This is a genomic window from Parvularcula bermudensis HTCC2503, from assembly GCF_000152825.2.
Lineage (GTDB): Bacteria > Pseudomonadota > Alphaproteobacteria > Caulobacterales > Parvularculaceae > Parvularcula > Parvularcula bermudensis.
In genome coordinates, this window is the sequence record NC_014414.1 from 2,849,213 (window position 1) to 2,869,338 (window position 20,126).

General features: G+C 65.2%; 23 protein-coding genes. 11 read left to right on the plus strand and 12 right to left on the minus strand.

All coding sequences use genetic code 11. The annotated features are described in order from the left end of the window. Positions 1-2: 2 nt before the first annotated feature. Both PB2503_RS13290 and PB2503_RS13295 read right to left on the minus strand, forming a co-directional pair. On the minus strand, positions 3-461 hold the full coding sequence (locus PB2503_RS13290) for a DUF305 domain-containing protein (RefSeq protein ID WP_041535022.1): 459 nt from the start codon (positions 459-461) through the stop codon (positions 3-5). A 22-nt stretch (positions 462-483) separates the two neighbouring features. Next, positions 484-1,035: a c-type cytochrome gene (locus tag PB2503_RS13295; RefSeq protein WP_013301786.1), complete on the minus strand. Its 552-nt coding sequence runs from the start codon at positions 1,033-1,035 to the stop codon at positions 484-486. 172 nt (positions 1,036-1,207) lie between these two features. On the opposite strand from PB2503_RS13295, the gene PB2503_RS13300 reads away from it, so the two are divergent. Genes PB2503_RS13300 through PB2503_RS13310 form a run of 3 tightly spaced genes read left to right on the plus strand, consistent with a single transcriptional unit; the run spans position 1,208 to position 4,516 of the window. After that, entirely contained in the window at positions 1,208-2,212 is a 1,005-nt protein-coding gene (locus tag PB2503_RS13300) for an SDR family oxidoreductase (protein ID WP_013301787.1), read from the plus strand. Then, a complete protein-coding gene (locus tag PB2503_RS13305) occupies positions 2,202-4,031 on the plus strand; it encodes a glycoside hydrolase family 15 protein (RefSeq protein ID WP_013301788.1) in 1,830 nt (609 codons plus the stop codon). The genes PB2503_RS13300 and PB2503_RS13305 overlap by 11 nt, the downstream gene beginning before the upstream one ends. Continuing rightward, positions 4,028-4,516 carry a hypothetical protein gene (locus PB2503_RS13310; protein WP_013301789.1) on the plus strand — a complete coding sequence of 163 codons (489 nt, stop codon included), beginning with the start codon at positions 4,028-4,030 and terminating at the stop codon, positions 4,514-4,516. The genes PB2503_RS13305 and PB2503_RS13310 overlap by 4 nt, the downstream gene beginning before the upstream one ends. On the opposite strand, the gene PB2503_RS13315 is transcribed toward PB2503_RS13310, so the two are convergent. Beyond that, positions 4,513-4,815, minus strand: coding sequence for an RES family NAD+ phosphorylase (locus PB2503_RS13315; protein WP_049782018.1), 303 nt, complete (start codon positions 4,813-4,815; stop codon positions 4,513-4,515). The genes PB2503_RS13310 and PB2503_RS13315 overlap by 4 nt on opposite strands. 11 nt (positions 4,816-4,826) lie before the next feature. Between PB2503_RS13315 and PB2503_RS14815 the strand changes: the two genes are divergently transcribed. The 5 genes from PB2503_RS14815 (at position 4,827) to PB2503_RS13340 (ending at position 7,392) form a co-directional block, all read left to right on the plus strand. After that, positions 4,827-5,054 carry a hypothetical protein gene (locus PB2503_RS14815; protein ID WP_013301791.1) on the plus strand — a complete coding sequence of 76 codons (228 nt, stop codon included), beginning with the start codon at positions 4,827-4,829 and terminating at the stop codon, positions 5,052-5,054. 127 nt (positions 5,055-5,181) lie between these two features. After that, positions 5,182-5,592, plus strand: a complete 411-nt coding sequence (locus PB2503_RS13325) for a hypothetical protein (RefSeq protein ID WP_013301792.1) — start codon at positions 5,182-5,184, stop codon at positions 5,590-5,592. A 48-nt stretch (positions 5,593-5,640) separates the two neighbouring features. Further along, the gene (locus PB2503_RS13330; RefSeq protein ID WP_013301793.1) at positions 5,641-5,913 is read left to right on the plus strand and encodes a metal/formaldehyde-sensitive transcriptional repressor; all 273 of its coding nucleotides are present in this window, start codon (positions 5,641-5,643) and stop codon (positions 5,911-5,913) included. Beyond that, positions 5,910-6,818, plus strand: coding sequence for a CDF family Co(II)/Ni(II) efflux transporter DmeF (gene dmeF / locus PB2503_RS13335; protein ID WP_013301794.1), 909 nt, complete (start codon positions 5,910-5,912; stop codon positions 6,816-6,818). Before PB2503_RS13330 ends, dmeF begins: the two co-directional genes overlap by 4 nt. Position 6,819: 1 nt before the next feature. Next, positions 6,820-7,392: a manganese efflux pump MntP gene (locus PB2503_RS13340; protein ID WP_013301795.1), complete on the plus strand. Its 573-nt coding sequence runs from the start codon at positions 6,820-6,822 to the stop codon at positions 7,390-7,392. A 319-nt stretch (positions 7,393-7,711) separates the two neighbouring features. On the opposite strand, the gene PB2503_RS13345 is transcribed toward PB2503_RS13340, so the two are convergent. The 9 genes from PB2503_RS13345 to PB2503_RS13385 all read right to left on the minus strand — a co-directional run bounded on the left by PB2503_RS13345 (position 7,712) and on the right by PB2503_RS13385 (position 17,851). After that, on the minus strand, positions 7,712-9,022 hold the full coding sequence (locus PB2503_RS13345; RefSeq protein WP_013301797.1) for an MFS transporter: 1,311 nt from the start codon (positions 9,020-9,022) through the stop codon (positions 7,712-7,714). An 8-nt stretch (positions 9,023-9,030) separates the two neighbouring features. Beyond that, complete coding sequence (locus PB2503_RS13350) at positions 9,031-9,696, minus strand: hypothetical protein (RefSeq protein WP_013301798.1); 666 nt, start codon at positions 9,694-9,696, stop codon at positions 9,031-9,033. 18 nt (positions 9,697-9,714) lie between these two features. Beyond that, a complete protein-coding gene (locus PB2503_RS13355; RefSeq protein ID WP_013301799.1) occupies positions 9,715-10,431 on the minus strand; it encodes a HupE/UreJ family protein in 717 nt (238 codons plus the stop codon). A 35-nt stretch (positions 10,432-10,466) separates the two neighbouring features. Beyond that, positions 10,467-13,640 (minus strand): efflux RND transporter permease subunit, encoded by a 3,174-nt coding sequence (locus PB2503_RS13360; RefSeq protein WP_013301800.1) that lies wholly within the window; start codon positions 13,638-13,640, stop codon positions 10,467-10,469. A 9-nt stretch (positions 13,641-13,649) separates the two neighbouring features. After that, complete coding sequence (locus tag PB2503_RS13365) at positions 13,650-14,897, minus strand: efflux RND transporter periplasmic adaptor subunit (RefSeq protein WP_013301801.1); 1,248 nt, start codon at positions 14,895-14,897, stop codon at positions 13,650-13,652. Then, entirely contained in the window at positions 14,894-16,174 is a 1,281-nt protein-coding gene (locus PB2503_RS13370; protein ID WP_013301802.1) for a TolC family protein, read from the minus strand. Before PB2503_RS13370 ends, PB2503_RS13365 begins: the two co-directional genes overlap by 4 nt. A gap of 82 nt (positions 16,175-16,256) precedes the next feature. Continuing rightward, the gene (locus PB2503_RS13375; protein ID WP_148235298.1) at positions 16,257-16,595 is read right to left on the minus strand and encodes a hypothetical protein; all 339 of its coding nucleotides are present in this window, start codon (positions 16,593-16,595) and stop codon (positions 16,257-16,259) included. An 84-nt stretch (positions 16,596-16,679) separates the two neighbouring features. Then, positions 16,680-17,441: an RES family NAD+ phosphorylase gene (locus PB2503_RS13380; RefSeq protein ID WP_013301804.1), complete on the minus strand. Its 762-nt coding sequence runs from the start codon at positions 17,439-17,441 to the stop codon at positions 16,680-16,682. After that, on the minus strand, positions 17,438-17,851 hold the full coding sequence (locus PB2503_RS13385; protein ID WP_013301805.1) for an antitoxin Xre-like helix-turn-helix domain-containing protein: 414 nt from the start codon (positions 17,849-17,851) through the stop codon (positions 17,438-17,440). The genes PB2503_RS13380 and PB2503_RS13385 overlap by 4 nt, the downstream gene beginning before the upstream one ends. Before the next feature lie 363 nt (positions 17,852-18,214). Here PB2503_RS13385 and PB2503_RS13390 point away from each other — a divergent pair, with 363 nt between their 5' ends. The 3 genes from PB2503_RS13390 (at position 18,215) to PB2503_RS14175 (ending at position 20,094) form a co-directional block, all read left to right on the plus strand. Then, positions 18,215-18,403, plus strand: coding sequence for a hypothetical protein (locus tag PB2503_RS13390; protein ID WP_013301806.1), 189 nt, complete (start codon positions 18,215-18,217; stop codon positions 18,401-18,403). A 547-nt stretch (positions 18,404-18,950) separates the two neighbouring features. Continuing rightward, positions 18,951-19,592, plus strand: a complete 642-nt coding sequence (locus PB2503_RS13395; RefSeq protein ID WP_013301807.1) for an exopolysaccharide biosynthesis protein — start codon at positions 18,951-18,953, stop codon at positions 19,590-19,592. A gap of 175 nt (positions 19,593-19,767) precedes the next feature. Continuing rightward, positions 19,768-20,094 carry a PepSY domain-containing protein gene (locus tag PB2503_RS14175; protein ID WP_013301808.1) on the plus strand — a complete coding sequence of 109 codons (327 nt, stop codon included), beginning with the start codon at positions 19,768-19,770 and terminating at the stop codon, positions 20,092-20,094. The last annotated feature ends 32 nt before the right edge of the window (positions 20,095-20,126 follow it).

Below are 20,126 nucleotides of genomic sequence, written 5' to 3' on the forward strand. Positions count from 1 at the left end.
CCTCAGTCGTCCGCTTCTTCGAGATCGGCGATCAGATACTTCATCTCGGCGATCTCGCGTTCCTGGGCGGCGATGATCTCATCGGCGAGCTTGCGCACGCGCGGATCGGTGATCTGCGCCCGTTCGCTGGTCATGATGGCGATCGAGTGGTGCGGGATCATGGCGCGCATATATTCCTGATCGTTCACTGTCGCCTGGCTGCGGACGAGCCACAAGGTCAGCGCAAAGACGAACGCACTGCCGACGAAGATGCCGATATTGACCTTCATGTTCTTGTACATGGACAGCATGAAGGCGAGCATGATCACCGCCATGGCCGCCCCCATGACGAAGGCCATCCAGAAGCGCGTTTCGCTCCAAAAGATGTGCTCGAACGCATAAGTGTTGAAATACATCAGGATGAACATGACCGTGGTCGAGGTCGCAATCATCGCCGCAAAACGCCAATAGGACATCTGCATGTCGTGGCCCTCCTTTTTGTCCTTAGTGCTCATGACCGTCGTCGTGGTGACCGCTTGAGCCCATCGCTTCATAGTCTGTCTGCGTCATGCCCGGCAGGTCGGTGACGAAGGCCGTGAGGTTCCACAGCGCCTCCTCGTCATGGGACGGACCGAAGGCGGGCATGCCGGAACTCTTGATGCCGTGGTCGAGGATCCAGTAGATCTCGTTTGGCTCCCAATGGGCGGCCGCTTCGGTGAGATGGGGCGGCTCGGGCAGCATGCCTTCGGCCCAGCCGGCCCGGTCGATGCCGGGGCCGCCGTGGCAGTGCTGGCACATGGCCTTGTATTCGCCGGCGCCCGCCTCGACCATGGCTTCAGTGAAGCTCGGCGGATCGTCCGTCGGCGCGCGGGATTGGATGGAATTCTTGAGCGTCGTCGCCGCCGCCCACCGGCCGAAGGCGGAATGATCCTCCGTCGCCGCCACATTGTAGCCGCCGGAATAGACGGTGATCAGCCCGATGATCCCGGCAAGGACGATCAGCCCGACCACGCCAGCCGCGGTTCCAAGACCGAAATGTTTGTGTTTCTCCGTCATGGCTCCTCCCGGGTCTCGTGGTCTCTGACGCCTTTCCGTTGCGACAAACGGGCATACAGTCAGCGGGTATCGGTTCTCGAAGGAACGACTTCAGGCCCGCGGGGGTTCCATCCGTCCATGCGGTTCACGCACCAGAGCCGTGTGTGTCGCAAAAACGTGAGGGAAGACGCTGATGAAGACCGTGGTGATTACAGGGGCATCGGGCGGGGTCGGGCGCGCCCTCGCCAGAGCCTATGCCGATCGAGAATGCCGGATCGGGCTGATCGCGCGGGGCCGCAAGCGGCTGGAGGAAACCGCCCGCGAGGTGCGGGAGCGCGGCGGCGAAGCGCTGGTGCTTCCCCTGGATGTCGCCGATGCGGAGGCGGTGGCAAAAGCCGCCTCGACCTGCGAAGCCGAACTCGGGCCCATCGATCTGTGGATCAACGGCGCCATGGTGACCGTCTTCAGCCCGATCGAGCGGCTCAAGCCCGAAGAGATCCACCGGGTCACCGCCGTCACTTACCTCGGCGCCGTTCACGGAACGATGACCGCCCTCAACCATATGCGTCCGCGGGGGCGAGGTACCATCGTGCAGATCGCTTCGGCCATCGGCTACCGGGCGATCCCGCTTCAATCCGCCTACTGCGCCGCGAAGGCCGCGATGATCGCCTTTTCGGACAGCCTGCGGACGGAATTGCGGCATGACGGTGTCGGTATCGATGTCACCATGATGCAATTACCGGCCGTCAACACCCCGCAATTCGAATGGGCCCGCAATAAGATGCCGAAGCGGCCCCGGCCCGTGCCGCCCATCTATCGCGCCGAGGCGGTCGCCGAGGCCATCGCGGCCAAGGCGGAAAGCGGTGAACGCGAGATCTGGATCGGCCGACCGGCCATGAAGGCCATCCTTGCCCAAAAACTGGCGCCGAACCTCGCCGAGCGCATGCTCGCAGATAGCGCCTGGTCCGGACAGATGACCGACGAACCGGCCGAGGCGGGTCGGCCCGACAATCTGTTCGAGCCGGTCGAGACCGTGCCCTCGGAAGCGGAAGGGCGATTCCTCGACCGCGCGAAAGCAGCCCGCCCCATGACCCTCGGCACCACGGCGCGCAACCGGCTCCTTGCAGGCGGCGGAGCGGCGGCAGTGGGCACGGCCGCCCTTCTCCTGCGCCGGATCCTGCGCGGCCATGGCCACTGACGTCCAGGCGATGCCGACCGACCCAACGCCCGACGCCGCCTATCCGCCGCTCGCATCCTATGCGGTCATCGGCGACACGGCGACGCTGGCGCTGATCTCGGAGAGCGGCAGCATCGACTGGCTGTGCCTGCCCGATATCGACGATGCGGCCTCTTTTGGTCGCGTTCTCGATCATCACCGCGGGGGGTATTTCACCGTTGCCCCGCCGCGCTTCCATTCCGTCGAGCGGACCTATCGGGACCACACGGCCATCCTCGAGAGCCGCTACGAGACGGGCGAAGGGGTGGTCACCGTCACCGACCTCATGGTCATTCCGGATCGGCGTGGCCTTCATCCCGAACGGTGGCTGATCCGGCGGATCAGGGCCGAACGCGGCACACCGACGATCCGCTTCACTTATGCGCCGCGCCCTGACAACGGGAAAACCGTGCCGCAATGGCGAGACCATGGCACCGGCGTCTGGCAATGGCGGACGGGCAAACGCGCCCTGACCCTTCTCAGCGACATGGCCGGGGCGCCGTCGGCGAACGGCACCGTCGACGGAGGCTGCCGCCTTGAGGAAGGCGAGGAACGCCAGCTGCGGCTGGCTTTCGCTTCCCACGACGCGCTCGCCCTCCCCGGCACCGAGAGCGTCGAGCCGGCGATCGAGCGGACCGAGCGCTTCTGGCGCGACTATGCGAGCCGCAGCACCTATCGCGGACCCTACCGGGACGCCGTGGCCCGCAGCGCGACCATGATTCGTCTTCTGACCTTCAGCCTGTCGGGCGCGATCCTCGCAGCGGGAACGACCTCCCTGCCCGAAGCGCCTGGCGGCATGCGCAACTGGGACTACCGCTATTGCTGGCTGCGCGACGCGTCGTTCCTCATCCGCGCCTATCTCGGCCTTGGCTATCACGACGAAGCCAAGGCCTTCTTCACCTGGATCATGCATGCCACCCGGCTGACGACGCCCGAACTCACGCCCTGTTACAGCGTCTACGGACGGACCGACATTCAGGAGCGCCGGATCGACCGCTTCGAGGGGTATCAGAGGGCAGGCCCGGTGCGGGAAGGCAATGGGGCGGTGAGCCAGCGCCAGCTCGATGTCTACGGCTCGGTGCTTCAGGCCGCGCTCCTCTTTGCCGAGGCGGGGGGCCGTCTCGAGCGATCCGAGCAGCGCCGCCTCCGGCGCTTCGCCCAGGTCGCGAGGGAGCAATGGACCCTGCCGGAAAAGGGCATCTGGGAGATGCGGGGGCCGCCGCGCCACTACACCTACGGCAAGGCCATGTGCTGGTCCGCCCTCACCGCCTATGCCGCGCTCATCCGGCGGGGAACGATCAGGGACGATCCCGCCCCTTATGAGGCTGAGGCCGGTCGGATCCGGGACGCGATCGTCCGTCATGGCTGGAACGAGGAGCGGCAGGCGTTCACCGGCGCGTTCGGCGCGGACTTCCTCGATGCGAGTCTCCTCCTTCTGCCGCGCTTCGGGATCGTGGAAGCCGACGATCCGCGCATGGTATCGACGCGGCAAGCCATCGACGCGGAACTTCGCCGCGGTCCGCATCTCCGCCGCTATGCGGAGGGCGTCGATGGCGGCGGCGAGTCCGAAGGGACGTTCTGGGCCTGCGGGTTCTGGGCTGTGGAAGGCCTGGCCCGCGCGGGTGACGATGAGGAGGCGAGAAGCCGCTTCGAGGCCCTCCTGGCGGATGTCCCGCCGACGGGATCCCTCAGCGAGGAGCGCGACCCCGACACCGGCGCGCTTCTCGGCAACCTCCCCCAGGCCTTCTCCCATGCGGCGCTGATCAACGCGGCCCTCACTCTCAAGGAGGCATCCTCATGATCGACACTTTGATGGACCAATGGCCAGCGATCGCCCTTTGGGGTCTCGCCGCATCGGCGGTCATGTCGACCCTGCTCGAGGGCAGCAGGCTCCTCGGCTGGTCGCGCATGAGCCTGCCTTTCCTGTTCGGGACCTTCGTGACGGACCGGCGGGATCGCGCGATCGTCATCGGCTATGGCCTCTATCTCTTGGGCGGCTGGCTCTTCGCCATTCTCTACGCCGCCGCCCTGTTCAGCGTGGGGACGATAAGCTGGTGGGCGGGCCTCGCCATCGGCACGGCGCATGGGCTGTTCCTGATCGTCGTCTTCCTGCCGATCTTGCCGGTCATCCATCCCAGGCTCGCCACGTCCTATGACGGGGCCCACGCATTGACCCAGCTCGAACCGCCCGGACCCTTCGGGCTCAATTACGGCCGCGCGACACCCCTGACGACCGTCCTCGCCCAGGCGCTGTTCGGAGCCGTGCTGGGCCTTGGTCTTGGCTAGCCCGACCCGTCGTCGGTCAGCCGGTAGACCGGCCCCGCGCCATCGCTCGTGACCTGCCGCAGGAGATCGATGCGCTCGCCATCCCAATGGTATCCGAAGTGGCGGGCCTGGACGGGCACCCCCATCACGTCGGGCCAGAAGGCGGCGAAGCATTCCCCGCCTGGGTTGCGGACGCTGGGATAGACGATGCCGTCCTCTTCCCTCTCCCGCATCCGGGCGGCAAACAAATGGGGCGCGGCGTAGTCCTCAGGGTCGAGAAAACAGGAAGTCGTTGCTAGCCCCAGCCCACAGAGTACCATTCTATCAATCAATGACCTTCCGGCACGCGCTCAATCGAGGAAAGTCACCATGGAAAGAATTGATCCGGCTAATCTTGCCGGGGAAGTGGAACGCATCCCCCGGCGAGCGCGACCACCATGTGATGACTGCCGAAGATGCTGCGACGTTCGAGGCAGCCCTCAACCGGAATGCGACGGTGATGCGCAGTGCCAAGACCGCTGCCGCAGTCTATCGGGCTCGAGTGGTGCATGCCGATTGACAGCGGGCAATCGCTTCAGGCCGTCTGCGGGACGGCTCACTTCATTTACATTGAGCACCACGCGTTCAGCGTACCTATTGCCCGAACTCCGGCGCATTCCTTACTCGGAGGAATAACACGACGACCCGTGGAACTGCCAGAATTGCACGGCGCGGCCGCGCGACCCTCGGTCAAGCGTCTCCGTCTTTGGCATGGCGGCATCAATGTGTGGACCGAAATCCTGACGCTGATGTCGAAATTCGGGGGGCGGACCCTGCTTTCCCGGCAGAAGGCCCTCTCCCTCTTGGGCGCGGCCGCGCGACAAACGAGGCGGCCTCATGGTCTCGCCCTTCGGGCGACCGGCAGATCCTCTCTCGGAACTGCGCGGATCGATCTCTTCCATCCCGATGTCTATCGCGCAACCGCCGCCATGAGCATCGAGGCCGCCCGCGCCTTGCCGGAGGCCGGCGTTCACTATTCGCATCGGGCATTAGGCGCCCCCTGGCACCCGCATGCCCTCCGGAGGCAAGGGTTCACCGTGACGCTCCGGCGGACCTAAAGGGTCGGATGGACAGCCCGCCGGGTTGATACTATACCCCAGTATATTATGCACCTGTCTCAAAATTCTGACCGGCTCCGCGCCCGGCTGCGCCGGATCACGGGCCAGCTCGGCGCGGTCGATGACGCTCTCGGCGGCGAAGCGCCCTGCGCTGCCGTGCTGCAGCAACTCGCCGCGGCCCGCGGCGCCCTCAACGGCCTGATGGACGAGATCATCGAGGCGCATCTTCGCGAGCATGTCGCCGCCCCCGACCTGTCGCCTGAGGACCGGGCCGCCGGAACCGAAGAGCTTCTCGCCGTCATCAGGCGCTACGCGAAATGAGCAGTATGTCCGATACCGCCGCCCTTGGCCACGATCACGTCTATCTCGGTGACGCGCATGATCGGAACATGCGGCGGACGCTGTGGGTCGTTGCCCTGACCGCCGTGATGATGGTCGGCGAGATCATCGCCGGCAGGCTTTACGGCTCCATGGCGCTGCTCGCGGACGGTTTCCACATGGCGACCCATGCCGGGGCCCTCGGGATTGCGGCCGGGGCCTACCTCTATGCCAAGCGTCAGGCGACGAACCGAAAATTCTCCTTCGGCACGGGCAAGGTGGGCGACCTGGCGGGCTTCGCCTCCGCCCTCATTCTCGGGCTCGTCTCGCTTGGCATTGCGGCCGAATCCTTCGGCCGGCTGATCGATCCCCGCGAGGTCGCTTTCGATCAGGCGACCGTCGTCGCGATCATCGGGCTGATCGTGAACCTCGTCAGCGCGGCGCTTCTCGGCGGCGATCACCATCACCATGGCCACGATCATCAGCACGAGGGCCACCATCACCATGGCCATGACAACAATCTGCGGTCGGCCTATTTTCACGTCCTGGCCGATGCGCTGACGTCCGTTCTCGCCATCGCAGCGCTCCTCTCCGGGAGATTTCTCGGATGGGTGTGGCTCGACCCGGTGATGGGGATCGTCGGCGCTCTCGTCATCGCCCGCTGGTCCTGGTCGCTTCTCAAGGATACCGCCGGTGTCCTCCTTGACCGCACCGATCCACATCTCGAGGAGCATATCCGCGAGGCCGTCGCCGGAGACGCCGCGATCACCGACCTACACGTCTGGCGCATCGCGCCGGGCGCCCATGCGGCGATCGTCAGCGTCACGGGGACCGAGGACCCAGCCCCGCTGCGCGAGAAGGTGTCGAGCCTGTCCGGCGTCGCCCACCTGACCGTGGAGGTCCGCTAGCATGCCCGGCGCCTCAGCACTGGCCGCCACCTGCATAAGCCTGTCGACCGACGCGTTCGCCGCCTCGGTCGCCCGCGGCACGGCCATGCGGGAACGGAACGTGCCGCGTGCCGTTCGCATCGGTGCGATCTTCGGGACGACCGAGGGGCTGATGTGCCTCGGCGGCTTTCTCCTGGCGCTGACGCTCGGCGGCGTGATCGACCGGATCGATCATTGGGCGGCACTGGTCCTTCTGACGATCATCGGGGCACGGATGATCCGGGAGGGATTCGGCCCTGACGATGACGGTATGACCGATGATGAACGCCGGAGCCTTCTCGGTACCATCGCCACCGCCCTTGGCACCAGCATCGACGCCGCAGCCGTCGGCGCGGCCTTCGCCTATGCCGGCGCGCCCCTGATCGTCACTCTGTTTGTCGGACTGACCTCCTTTGCCGCGAGCACCATCGGGTTCGCGCTCGGCCCCTCGATCGGGCTGCGCTTCGGCAAGCGCGCCGAAATCGCCGGCGGCGCCGTTCTGATCCTGATCGGCGTGTCGATCTTCTGGCAGCATCTCGCTGCGCCGCCGGTCTGACCTCGCAGGACGAGCGTTCGCAGAACGTCCTTGTTCATGCCAAGCGTGTCCTTCGGACAAGATTCGCGTGAACAACACGCTACTTTACTTAGCTCTGCTCAGATCTTTCCCCAGTGAGCAGGCTCGGGCCTGGCCACTTCTCCGCGTCTAGCTGAAGCGTCGCAAGCACCTATCGCCTCTGACCGTGTTTGAGAGATCTTTCGCGCTCGACCTCGGCGAAGCGATCACCCGGCGGCTGCTCGTCGGCTTCGCCCTCGTTGCGGTCGGCGCGGGGGTCATCTTTACCGCGCCGCGTTGACGCGAGCCGAAGCGCCTCGCGTCATGCTGGCCAGCGGCGATGGAGCGGATCGACTATATAGACATGGCGGTGACCGCCGTCGACATGCTCGCCCTCCTGCCAGTGAGGATGATCCGTCGGCAGATCGTCATGGGTGTGTACAAGGCCGTCCGTGGCCTCCTCGGGCCACACCCGCCAGGCGACCAGCGCCGCAACGGCCGCCACACCAGCGAGAACGAGCGCCGTCACTGGCAGCCCCAGCTCGACGCCAAGCCAGCCGGCGAGCGGATAGCTGACGAGCCACATGGCATGGGAAAGCGCGAAATGCGCCGCATAGACCGCTGGCCGGTCCGCGCCGTGGGCGGAGCGTTTGAGAGGCCGGCCGGAGGGCATCTGCACGGTGGCATAAAAAAGGCCGAGCACAGCCCAAAGTAAGACGAGACCGGTCAACCCGTGGATCAGGGGGAAGATCAGAAGGCCAGCTGGCAATCCCGTTGCCGCCAGTAGCATCACCGGACGGTCGGGCACGCGGTCGAGGACGCGGGGCAGCAAAAGGGCCGCCACTATGGATCCCCCACCAAAGCCAGCGAGGGCGAGGGCCACCTCTCCCTCCCCAAGGCCAAGCCCCGACTGCACAAGGACCACGGTGTTCACGATCACCATGGCGCCGACGGCGGACACCGCGAGGGACAGGGCGAGCAGCGCTCGCAGGCGCGGCGTCGCGAGGTAGATCCGGGCGCCCTTGCTCACCCGCTCACGGAACGGCGCGACGCGGTCCTGGCGACGCCCCGGCAGCACGACCGAGACCACGAGCGCCGCCGACGCCACGAAACCGATCGCCGTGCCGAAGAACAGACCGCCGGCACTGACGACAAGAAGGAGGAGACCCGCCAGTGTCGGGCTCAGAAGGTTTTCGAGATCATAAGCGAGCCGGGAGAGAGACAGGGCCCGTGTGTAGTCCTTTTCCTCCGGGAGAACGTCGGGGATCGTCGCCTGAAAGATTGGCGTGAATGACCCCGAGGCCGTCTGCAGGAAGAAAATCAGCACATAGATCTGCCAGACCTCGGTGACGAAGGGCAGGAAGCAGGCCGTCCCTGCCCGGACGAGATCGAGCGCCACCAGGAGCCGCCGCCGCGGCAGCACCTCAGCCAGCGCACCCGCCACGGGCGCGGCGAGAACATAGGCCACCATCTTGATGGCGAGGGCCGTCCCGAGAACCGCGCCGCCTCTTTCGCCGGCGAGGTCATAGGCCACGAGCCCAAGGGCGACCGTAGCGAGACCCGTGCCGATGAGCGCCACGATCTGCGCCAGGAAGAGATGTCGATAAGCGCGGTTCGCGAGAACGGAGAGCATGGTGGAGACTAGTGCACCTCCTTATAGTCGCCGCGCACCTTGAGCGTGACCGTCACGGTCTCGCCGCTGCGGTTCCGCCAGAACCAGCCATGGGCGCCGTCGAATTCGGCGGTGAAGCTGCCCGCGTCCTCGGTGACGGCGCGACCCTTCTTGTAGCTGTGGAAGCCGCCGCCCTGCGGATAATCCGCGTGGAGATCGTAATTCAGGTGCCCGGTGTCGACGGTCCATTCATATTCGGCCGCGGCGCCCTCTTCCATGACGAGTTTGATCTCGGTCGCGGCATCCGGCGCGAGCGTGGCAGACTGCTCGTCCTTCCAGATCGGCGCCGCGGGGACCGGAGCGGCGGGCTCTTCCGGGGCGGGCGTTGTATCGGGTGATGGGGCCGCGGCAGGCTCGCTGGCCGTGACGTCGGGCTCCGTGACAACTGGTTCGACTACGACCGGTTCTGCAAGGGCTTCGTCGGCGGCGGCCTCTTCGGCGAGCTGCTGCTTGATCTCGCCCATCTGGGTGAGGCCGAGGGCCCGGCCGATCCGGGTCGGATCGATCCCGTATTCGCCCGGCAGCACCGCCACCACCAGAATGACCGCGGCGATCATGAGGGCAATGACAGTCGAGCGCAGGAGCTGCGCCGTCGAAGGCAGTTCGTCTTTCTTCGGCATATTGGCGTTATACATGATGACCTCGGCAGGGATTTAGGAAATGATGAGACCGGTGATCTGATAGCCGATCAGGACGAAACCGGCGGCCATCAGCAGCATGTTGGCGGTATAGGCATGGCGCAGGAAGCTCGGCGTCCGGCGCCAGAAGCCCATGATGATGAGGATCGCGCCCAGCGCCAGGAGCTGGCCGACCTCGACGCCCACATTGAAGGCGAGAAGGTTCGGCAACAAGCCATCCTCGGCGATGTCGTAATCGATGATCTTGCTCGCGAGTCCCATGCCGTGGAACAGCCCGAACAACAGCGTCGCCGCCTTGGTGTTGGGCTGAAAGCCGAACCAGCGCTGATAGGCGCCCATATTGTCCAGGGCTTTATAGACCACGGACAAACCGATGATGGCGTCGATGATGTAGGAATTGATCCCTACACCGAAATAGACCCCCGCCAGCATGGTGGTCGAATGACCGATGGCGAAGAGACTCACATAGGTCGCGATGTGCTTCATCCGATAAAGGAAGAAGATCACCCCGAGGAGGAAGAGGATATGGTCGTAACCGGTGACCATATGCTTCGCCCCCAGATAGAGGAAGGAGATGAGGTGGACCCCCGTGATCTCCTGGATATAGCCCTTGTCGCCCTCGGCAACGGCATGGGCGGCGGCCTGCTCGATCCCCAGACAGAGGACGGACAGGACGAGGGCCAACGCGAACAGGGCGCCGCGATGGAGGCGAGGCAATCGAGGTGACGACATCGTTGCTCCTTCGGATCGAGTGACAGGGTTCTGGATCATTCCGCCGGCACTCCCGCGGGCGGCATGACGGGTTCCTCGCGCCTGCGCTCCGCACCGTGAACGATACGGTAGAGGGCCGGCAGGACGAGCAGTGTCAGCAGTGTCGAGGAAATAATGCCGCCGATCACCACCGTGGCGAGCGGCCGCTGCACCTCGGAGCCCGCGCCGACATTGAGCGCCATGGGCACAAAGCCGAGGCTTGCGACCAGCGCCGTCATCAGGACGGGGCGAAGGCGCTGCAGCGCTCCTTCCGTGATCGCTTCGAGAAGGGGCTCCCCCCGTTCCCGGCGGGCCTTGATGAAGCTCAGCATCACGACGCCGTTCAGCACCGCGACACCGGAGAGCGCGATGAAGCCCACCGCCGCCGAGATCGAGAGCGGCATGCCCCGCAAGGCCAGCGCCGCGACCCCGCCGGTCAGCGCCAGGGGCACACCGGAAAAGACGATCCCGGCATCCCGTGCCGTGCCGAACAGCATCAGGAGCAGGCCGAAGATCGACAGAAGCGCCGCGGGCACCACTACGGAGAGCCTCTGGCTCGCCGAGACGAGCTGCTCGAAGGTGCCGCCGTAATCGACCCAGTACCCGGATGGGATCTCGCCCTCGGCAGCCACGCGCGCGCGCAGCTCGCCGATGAACGAGCCCAGATCGCGGCCCCGGACATTGGCAGTGACCACCAGACGCCGCTTGCCGTTTTCGCGGCTCACCTGGTTCGGACCCGGCGCAATCTCGACGCTCGCCACTTCGGTCATGGGGACGAACATGAGATCATCATCGCCGCGCCGCGATGCCGGCAGCGGAATTGGCAGCCGCTCGATGGCCGCGACGTCGGTGCGCACGTTCTCCGGGAACCGCACCACAATGTCGGAGCGGCGATCGCCCTCGAAGAACTGGCCGACCACTTCGCCGCCCAGCGCCACCGACGCGACCCGCTGCACGTCCTCGACATTGAGCCCGTAGCGGGCCAGCGCATCGCGGTCGGGGTGGATGGAGAGGACCGGCAGCCCGGTCACCTGCTCCATCTGCACATCGACCGCCCCCGGCACGCTGGCGAGGATGCCCTGCACGCGGTCGGCCGTCTCCTGAAGAACCTCAAGATCGTCGCCGAAGATCTTGACCGCGACATCGGCGCGGACACCGGAGATGAGCTCGTTGAAGCGCATCTCGATGGGCTGGGTCAGCTCATATTTACTGCCCGGGATGGTCTCGACCGCTTCTTGGAGCTCGGCCACGAGCGTCGCCTTCGGCTTCCGAGGATCGGGCCATTCCTTCCGCGGCTTCATGATGACGAAGGTGTCGGCGACGCTTGGCGGTACCGGGTCGGTCGCAATCTCCGGGGTCCCGATCTTGGCGAAGACGCGCTCCACCTCGGGGAACTCGACGATCCGCGCCTCCAGCATGGACTGCATCTCGATGGCCTGGGTCAGGCTGGTGCCGGGAATGCGCAAGGCGTGGAGCGCCACATCCCCTTCATCCAGGTCAGGAATGAACTCCGAGCCGAGGCGGGTCGCCCCGAACCCGGCGATCATTACCAGGACCAGCGCGACCGCCACCACCGCATAGCGGAGACGCAGCGCCGCATTGAGGGCCGGCGCGTAGAGACGCTGTGCCCCCCCCATCAGCCAGCTTTCCTTCTCTTCCACCCGTCCACGGATCAAGAGCGCCACCGCGGCCGGAACGAAGGTCAGCGACAGGATGAGCGCACAGGTGAGCGCCAGCACCACGGTGAAAGCCATGGGGTGGAACATCTTCCCCTCGATCCCCGTCAGCGCGAAGATCGGCAGATAGACGACCGCGATGATGATGACCCCGACGATCGACGGCCGGATGACCTCGCTCGACGCGCTCGCTGCCAGCTTGAACCGTTCGTCCCGGGACAGAAGTCGGCCGAGGCGTTTCTGTTCCTCCGAGAACCGTCTCAGACAGTTCTCGACGATGATCACGGCGCCATCGACGATCAGCCCGAAATCGAGCGCCCCGAGGCTCATGAGGTTCCCTGATACGTCGTTCTGCACCATGCCGGTGATCGTCATCAGCATGGCGAGGGGAATGACGGCCGCCGTCAGGATCGCCGCCCGGATGTTGCCGAGGAGGAGGAACAGCACGAGGATGACGAGCAGCGCCCCTTCGACGAGGTTCTTCTCCACCGTGTGGATGGTCCGATCGACCAGGGTCGAGCGGTTATAGACCGGGGTCATCTCAATGCCCTCGGGCAGCCCCGGCGCAATCTCGGCCAGACGCTCATCGACCGCGACCGACACCGTGCGGCTGTTCTCGCCGATCAGCATGAAGGCCGTGCCAAGCACCACCTCTTCGCCGTTCTGGGTCGCCGCCCCGGTCCTGAGCTCATTGCCGAGACCGACATCGGCCACATCGCTGAGGCGGACACTGACCGAACCCGTATCGGCGACGACGATCTGCCTCAGATCGTCGAGGGCCTGGGCCTGGCCGGGTACGCGGATGAGGTTCTGCTCGCCATTGCGCTCGATATAGCCCGCGCCGGTATTGGCGTTGTTGCTCTCGACCGTTTCGATGAGATCGGAAAGGGTCAGCCCATAGGCCGCCAGGGCCGACCGGTCGGGGCGGATATGGATTTCCTTCTTGAAACCGCCAATCGTGTTGACCTCAGTGATCCCTTCGACGGTGCGCAGTTGGGGCAGGACGACCCAGTCATTGATCGTCCGCAAGTCCATGGCCGTGTACGGATTGCCATTCTCGTCCGTCGCCCCCGTGGCAGCCGAGACGATATACATATAGATCTCGCCAAGGCCCGTCGCGATCGGTCCGAGCTCCGGCGTCACTCCTTCGGGCAGCACGTCGCGCACGGATTGGAGCCGTTCAGCCACCAATTGACGGGCGAGATAGATATCGGTGCCGTCGTCGAAGACGACGGTCACCTGGCTCAGCCCGTAGCGGGAGACCGACCGCGTGTAGTCGAGACCAGGCAGGCCCGAGATCGCGGTTTCAACCGGAAAGGTGATGCGCTGTTCGGTTTCGAGCGGGGCAAAGCCCGGCGCCTCGGTGTTGATCTGTACCTGGACGTTGGTGATGTCCGGCACGGCATCGATCGACAGACGCTGGAAGTTGTAAATGCCGAGTCCCGCAAGCGCGAGCACCAGCACCATGACCAGCCAGCGCTGGCGGATCGAAAATTCGATGATCCGTTCAAGCATGATCCGCTCCTAGTGGTCGTGGCTGGCGCCGGACTTTTCGATGTCGGCTTTGATGAGGAAGGAATTACCCGCGGCATAGGTCGTGCCCGGCTTGAGACCGCCCAGGACCTCGACATAGTCGTCGTCCCGCTCCCCGAGATCGAGCATGCGCACCTCGTAGGTCTCGCCGATCTTGGCAAAGACGACTGTGAAGTCGCGGAAGCGTTGTAGTCCTTCGGTCCTCACGGCGAGCGGCACCTGCCGGGCCTCCGTCACGACGGTGCCGACCACCCGCATGCCGGGGCGGAAGCCCGAGCCTCCGGGCAAGGGCACTCGGGCGATGAGGGTCTGCGACCCCGCGCCCGACATGGGCAGGAAGCCTTCGATTTCGCTCTCGACGGACATGTCACTGCCTGCAAGACGTATGCTGACGGATTGACCTGGCTGCACGCGCACCGCATCGCGCGGGAAGACGTGCAGCTCCGCCTCGAGGCGATCGAGATCGCCCAGCCGGAACATCGTCCGTGTGCCCGCGACGTCGCCGGGGTTGGTCCGCCGCTCCAAAATGGTGCCGGCAAACGGGGCCCGGACCACATAGGTCTGGAGGCTGCTGGCATTCTGCACACGGGCCAGCGGCTGGCCGGCGTCGACGACATCGCCGAGGGTCACCATCACCTCCTGCACCGTGCCGGCATAGGGCGCGCCGACCTCGGCCTCGGCTTCGGGTGCGATGCGCACGCTGCCCAAGAGTTCGACGGTGCGGACGATCTCGGCCGGTCCCGCCTCGGCAAGAACGACCCCTGCAGCCTCGGCCACGCTGTCCGAGATAGTCGTGCGGCCCTCGAAACTGTCATAGGACCAGCGATGGGTCTCGCCGTCATAATCTGCTTCGACATTGACGACGAAGGAATGCGGCTCAGTCACGACACCGTCGCCCATGAGATAGTCCTGCTCCGGACGGAAGGAGAAGACATTGGTCTCGCCGTCCAGCCGCTCCAGCGTCACGGTCAGGCCGACCTGGGCGGGCTCGAGGGGCTCGCCGCCGAGAAACGGATAGATCCTGTAATGTGGATCGACGCCCGCCTCGAAGATCGTCATCTCGAGCGCGAAGTCCCCTTCGCTGAGAAGCCGACCCCCATGGGGGGCTTCAAGTTCAGCCATTTCGCCATGGGCCCCGATCTGGGGCGCGGCATCGCTCAGGCCGCCGCAGGCAGAGAGGAGGCTCCCTGCCGCCCCAAGGGCGGTAACGGCGAGAAGCGAGGAAAGGATCTTACTCATTGTACTGACTCCGTGTCCGGGGCGGTCGCGCCCGGCGCGACCAGGCGCCGAAGCGCGGCCATGTTGACGTAATAAGTTCGCAAGAGCTCGAGCCGGTCTTCCCGCAAGGCGGTGAGGCTTTCCTGGGCATCGGTCACGTTGAGATAGGTGAAGGCGCCGCGGCGATAGCCTGACTGCGCCAGATCGAGCGCCCTGCGCGCTTCGGGGAGAAGCTCTGCTTCGAGGCTTTCCAGCCCCAAAAGCGCGTCTTCGGCGGCCCGGCGATAGCCCATCGCTTCGCGCATCAGGCGCTGGCGTGCCGCGGCGGTGACCGCTTCGGCCTGGCGCCGCTCGGCGGCGGCCTTTGCATGGGCGGCCTCCGCCCGCCTCCCCGTTCGCAAAGGAACGGAAATGCCCGTCACGAGCGCCACATCGTCTTCGAAACCGAAATTCCGGACACCCACCGACCAGGTCACATTGGGGGCGGCCTGCGCCCGGGCGAGGTCTGCGAGGGCCGCCGCTTCGCGTTCCATGGCTTCAAGACGTCGGATCTGCGCAGCGTTCTCGATCGACATGCCGTCATCTGCCGCCCGCTGTACCTCATCGAGAAACGCCGTCTCGACGGCGAACGCGCCCGTGCCGCCCCAATAGGCGGCAAGTTGCGCTTTTTGGGCCGCGGCGAGACGGCGGGAGCGGGAAACCTCGCCCTTGGCCGCAAGCCGGTCGGCGCGAGCGCGCGACGCCGCCAGTTCAGGGTCTCGGGCCGCCTGCACCCGATCGCGGATCTCGTTTTCGAGGCGCGTGGTAATAGCGAGCCGATCGCAGCTGATCTCCGCGCGGCGGGTCGCGAGCGCTGCCTCGAGATAGAGCGTTTCGACCTCATAGGCGATCTCCGCCTCGGTCAAGGCCAGGGCCGACCGGGCCACCTCGAGGCCGCGCGATGCCACAGCGCGCCGCGCCGCCTTCTTTCCGCCCCGCTCCCAGGTGTGGTTGTAGCTGCCGGTCACCTGCAGGTTGTCGACATCCTCACCGAGCCCAATGCCCGGGAAATCCTCCGTCTGCAGCGTTACCGTGTCCGGGGGACCATACTCCGCGATGCGGGCTTCGGCCCGCGCGGCCTCGACGGCAGCAGCGATGGCCTCGGGGCGAAGGTCGGCGCCGCGGGCGCGGTTGGTCGCCTCCGCCAACGTCAGCACGGGTGCGGCGGGGCTCGCGTCGCAGGGATCTTGGGTCTGGGCGAGCGTATCCCCCGACCACAGGCCGACCGCGCCGGCGGCCGCCAGTATTCTGAATATCATGGGTGTGGACTCCGGTCCGAGGTGAACGACAGGGCGCGCGGGCCGTCACGCGGTCCCGGCGCAGATCATCTCAGAGCGGGGTTCAGTCGGGGTCGGGGTCCCCGAATCCGTGGCGGGCAGAAAGGGCAAGGTCCTCGGGCAGCGACCGCGGGTGGATCCGCGCCACCTCGGGCAGGAGGGGCGGCTCCACGATCAGGGCGGCGGCGTGATACTCGGCGGCATGCCCGCCCGTAGGCGCGTAAGGTTCGTCGTCCTCATCACCATTCGGATCATGGTCGTCGTGAGCATCGACGTCATGGTGATGACCATGGCCACGCTCGGCCAGTTCAAGATCGAAATGCTCGGCCGCATGCCCCACGCTGGTCGCCGTCGAGGCGACCGCGATCAACACGCAAAGCAGTGCAGTGGCGATCCTGGACATGAAGGCCATGTGTCATGAATAGATGTGATTTGTAAACATCGCCTTGAATATGAGGGATGACGGGGGTCCAGGCGGGCCGATCCGTCAACGCTGCGGCTCCTGCCCCGCCGCACCACGCGACCCCTCGTCGGTCAGCCGGTAGACCGGGCCCGCGCCATCGCCCGTGACCTGCCGCAGGAGATCGATGCGCGTCCCGTCCCAATGATAACGCCAATGGCGCGCCTGGACGGGCACGCCCATGACGTCGGGCCAGAAGGCGGCGAAGCATTCCCCGCCCGGGTTCCGGACACTGGGATAGATGATGCCGTCCTCGCCCCTCTCCCGCATGCGGACAGCAAACAGATGGGACGCGGCGTAGTCCTCAGGGTCGAGAAGATCGCCGGGCGCGTCCGGTCTCAGGTCCAGAAGGTCCGCATCGAGATGACCGGTCACCTCACGCAGGTCCGCGACCCAGCCCGGCGCCTCTGCCGTCGCCTTGAGGAAGAGCCCGATATGGTGGGCGGTCTCGGCCACCGCCGTCTCGAGCTCCCGGGCGCCGTAAAAGGCGCCGGAGCGCCCAGTGTGGAAGCGGCCCGGCCGGTCGGGGCTGCAATGGGTGAAGGGCGCCATGACATAGCTGGCGCCCGGCCCGCCGACCCGTCGGGCGGGCGGCACGAGATCGAGCTGACCAATGGTCTCGGCAGCGCGCGGATTGGTGCGGGCCTCGGCCTGGCCCAGCAGCGCCCAGTCCTCAGGATCGGCAATGTCCTCGAAGAGGTCGATTGGCGGATAGGCCGAGTTGATCAGCCGGTAGTAAGGCCGCCACCGAACCCGTGTGTGGGGAAAGCCTTCCTCACCCCCGGTCACCAGGGACTGCGCTGGGCGTCGAGATAGCGGCGCACCCGCATGAGATCGGTGAGCTGTCCGCCCAGCATCATGTCAAGGGCGCTCCGCGCGCCGAAGGCCGCATTGGGCTTGCGGATCCAGGCATAGCCCCGCGCCTTCTCCTTGAAGAGAAGCCGCAGCGCCTTGTGGATGCCCACCAGATTCGACAGCCGGGCCGCAAGATCGGGGCCCACACGGCCCGTCTGGCCCTGCTTCCAGCGCTGGAAGGTGCGCGGGGAAATATCGCCCAGAAGGGTGGACGCCTCCTGATCGCTGAGATCCCAAAGCGCGAACAGACGGATCACCGCCCGCTGCAGGGCGGCGACCTCCGCCTCCGTAAAATGCGGCGCGCCGGGCGGCGGGGCCTGATCGATGGGGTGCAGTTGAACCATACCGGCTCCTGACGTTTGTCGTCATATTGGCGTATAACTGACATTTGTCAAGATGGCGCGTCCTCTCGGACCAGGCTCGCGTGCACGGAGCCCGGCCGGGCCGGTCTCCGCCCGTTGAACGTATACGTTCAACGGACTTGATCCTCCGCGCTCGTGTGCCATCCGGCACGTTCAGACAGGCGGCCGAGGCCGCCTGACTCGCGGGGTCTTGTTTTCCCTCTTGACCGGGGGAGGCGCCCGTTTGTCGCGCGAAGCGGTCTGGCCGCAAGGGCGGCGGGAAGTCCCTTGCTCGTGGCGACCCGCCACGTTCAAATCGGACAAGGACTGATCTCGTCGGCACGTGGTCAATCGAGGAGAGCCTCTATGCAAAGTACCGATCCACCTGATCTTGCCAAGGAAGCGGAACGCAGCCTCGGCGAGCGCGACTGCCATGTAATGAATGCCAAGGATGCCGAGGCGTTCGCGGCCGCCCTCTACCGGAAACCGACGTTGACGGACAAAGCCAAAGCTGCCGCCGCAGCCTATCGCGCTCGGGTGGTGCATGCCGATTGACGGCGGGCAATGGCTTCAGATCGAACGCGACAAGGCCCGCTTCATTTACATTGAGCAGCAAGCGTTCAGCGTACTTATCGCCTTAGCTGGGGCACGTTCCTCACTTGGAGGAACATGACGGCAAACTTTGGACAAAAACCACAGCGCCACCAAGAGGATCGTCCGCGCGGAGACTTTTGACAGCACAAAAATATCCGGTTCAAATGTGCCCACAACCTGAGGCTGTGGCGAGTGACGGGTCTAGAAACGACTATTTTATAACTATACATCAATATCTTAGATGTTGCATACCCCGAATTTGTAGCACAGTAGGAACGCGATCTGGGGCACAATCGACGTTCTTTACTGGACTGCCTACGCGCGGAAAGGAGCCCTCTAAATCGTCACAGCTTTCCAAAGGGTGCACGGTTAGACAACAAAGAACGAACGCATCAAATCCGCCGTTGTCCGGGCTGGAACGCTGTTGTCGTCACCAACAGTACTTCGGCCCTATGCCCAGCAGTTGAGGATGCTGGAACGACCACGGGTTGCCCCTCGTTTGTGCTTCATGTCCACGAATGAACGTGACCCTGACGAAACGACGACGGGAATTCTCAAAGAGGTGCTGCGGATCGCGCACCATGACGAGGAGTCTGGCGGAAGCGCCGGCAAGGACCGCTTCGCCGTAGGCGACGTCATTGAGGTCTTTGGTGAGCGCGCTTTCGGCCCATTTCTCATCGTCCTTCCCCTCATCGAGATGTCGCCTGTCGGCGGCATTCCAGGCGTCCCAACCTTTCTCGCCCTGATTATCGGGTTGGGCGCCGCACAGCTCGCGCTCGGGAGAGAATGCCTGTGGCTCCCCGGCTTCATCGAGAACCGTTCGGTCAAGTCGAAGCGGGTGACCGGCGGCGCCCGCAAGCTTCGCAAGATAACGAATTGGATCGATCGGCATACCGGGGAGCACTGGCATCGCCTCGTCGGCAAGACAGGCACCAAGGTCACCGCGGTTATGATCATCGCGCTCTGCCTCACCGTACCGCCCCTCGAGTTCGTCCCTTTCGCCTCCACGGCGCCGATGGCTGCGATTCTCGCTTTCGGCGTGGCGCTCTTGGGACGAGACGGACGGCTGATGGCGATGGCCTTCGGTTTGACCGCGTTGGCGCTTGCTGTCGTCGTCTACATGCTGTTCGGTAGACTACTTGGTGACTGAAAAGGCCTGCGCGAGGATTACCATTTCGGTCCTTCGATAAGCATCCGACGCAGCGCGCCGAGCGCCCGAAGTTCAGGCCGATGGGCAACATTGGGCAAATGTAAACTGGTCGCCGTTCGGTCCCAATGTCGCCGGACGCAAACTCCCTCCGTCTCATCTAAAAACGGAGGATCATATGCATCGCACTCACCTACTCTCCTTAACAGGCGCCGCTCTACTCGCCATCTCAGCCGCAGGCGGCTTCGCTCTCGCCGGTGATGACGACGAAGCAGCCGAGGCTGCGGCACTCCATGATCGGGCAAAAATCAGCTTGGCAGAGGCCGTCGCCATTGCGGAAGAGCGGACCGGTGGACGAGCGGCCGAGGCCGAATTCGACGTCGAGGACAACGCCCTCCTATGGACCGTCGAAACCATGACCCGCGATGGCGCGGAAATGGAAGTCGAGATCGACGCCGTCAGCGGCGCGATCCTCGAGGTAGAAAGCGAAGAAGACGACGACTGATCAAGCGAGCTGGCGAAGATTGGGATTTCTCA

Bases quoted from the DNA above. Each gene is read 5' to 3' on its own strand.
- PB2503_RS13290 (WP_041535022.1), bottom strand. From the start codon at position 461: ATGCAGATGTCCTATTGGCGTTTTGCGGCGATGATTGCGACCTCGACC.
- PB2503_RS13295 (WP_013301786.1), bottom strand. From the start codon at position 1,035: ATGACGGAGAAACACAAACATTTCGGTCTTGGAACCGCGGCTGGCGTG.
- PB2503_RS13300 (WP_013301787.1), top strand. From the start codon at position 1,208: ATGAAGACCGTGGTGATTACAGGGGCATCGGGCGGGGTCGGGCGCGCC.
- PB2503_RS13305 (WP_013301788.1), top strand. From the start codon at position 2,202: ATGGCCACTGACGTCCAGGCGATGCCGACCGACCCAACGCCCGACGCC.
- PB2503_RS13310 (WP_013301789.1), top strand. From the start codon at position 4,028: ATGATCGACACTTTGATGGACCAATGGCCAGCGATCGCCCTTTGGGGT.
- PB2503_RS13315 (WP_049782018.1), bottom strand. From the start codon at position 4,815: ATGGTACTCTGTGGGCTGGGGCTAGCAACGACTTCCTGTTTTCTCGAC.
- PB2503_RS14815 (WP_013301791.1), top strand. From the start codon at position 4,827: ATGACCTTCCGGCACGCGCTCAATCGAGGAAAGTCACCATGGAAAGAA.
- PB2503_RS13330 (WP_013301793.1), top strand. From the start codon at position 5,641: ATGCACCTGTCTCAAAATTCTGACCGGCTCCGCGCCCGGCTGCGCCGG.
- dmeF (WP_013301794.1), top strand. From the start codon at position 5,910: ATGAGCAGTATGTCCGATACCGCCGCCCTTGGCCACGATCACGTCTAT.
- PB2503_RS13340 (WP_013301795.1), top strand. From the start codon at position 6,820: ATGCCCGGCGCCTCAGCACTGGCCGCCACCTGCATAAGCCTGTCGACC.
- PB2503_RS13345 (WP_013301797.1), bottom strand. From the start codon at position 9,022: ATGCTCTCCGTTCTCGCGAACCGCGCTTATCGACATCTCTTCCTGGCG.
- PB2503_RS13350 (WP_013301798.1), bottom strand. From the start codon at position 9,696: ATGTATAACGCCAATATGCCGAAGAAAGACGAACTGCCTTCGACGGCG.
- PB2503_RS13355 (WP_013301799.1), bottom strand. From the start codon at position 10,431: ATGTCGTCACCTCGATTGCCTCGCCTCCATCGCGGCGCCCTGTTCGCG.
- PB2503_RS13360 (WP_013301800.1), bottom strand. From the start codon at position 13,640: ATGCTTGAACGGATCATCGAATTTTCGATCCGCCAGCGCTGGCTGGTC.
- PB2503_RS13365 (WP_013301801.1), bottom strand. From the start codon at position 14,897: ATGAGTAAGATCCTTTCCTCGCTTCTCGCCGTTACCGCCCTTGGGGCG.
- PB2503_RS13370 (WP_013301802.1), bottom strand. From the start codon at position 16,174: ATGATATTCAGAATACTGGCGGCCGCCGGCGCGGTCGGCCTGTGGTCG.
- PB2503_RS13375 (WP_148235298.1), bottom strand. From the start codon at position 16,595: ATGTCCAGGATCGCCACTGCACTGCTTTGCGTGTTGATCGCGGTCGCC.
- PB2503_RS13385 (WP_013301805.1), bottom strand. From the start codon at position 17,851: ATGGTTCAACTGCACCCCATCGATCAGGCCCCGCCGCCCGGCGCGCCG.
- PB2503_RS13390 (WP_013301806.1), top strand. From the start codon at position 18,215: ATGCAAAGTACCGATCCACCTGATCTTGCCAAGGAAGCGGAACGCAGC.
- PB2503_RS13395 (WP_013301807.1), top strand. From the start codon at position 18,951: ATGTCCACGAATGAACGTGACCCTGACGAAACGACGACGGGAATTCTC.
- PB2503_RS14175 (WP_013301808.1), top strand. From the start codon at position 19,768: ATGCATCGCACTCACCTACTCTCCTTAACAGGCGCCGCTCTACTCGCC.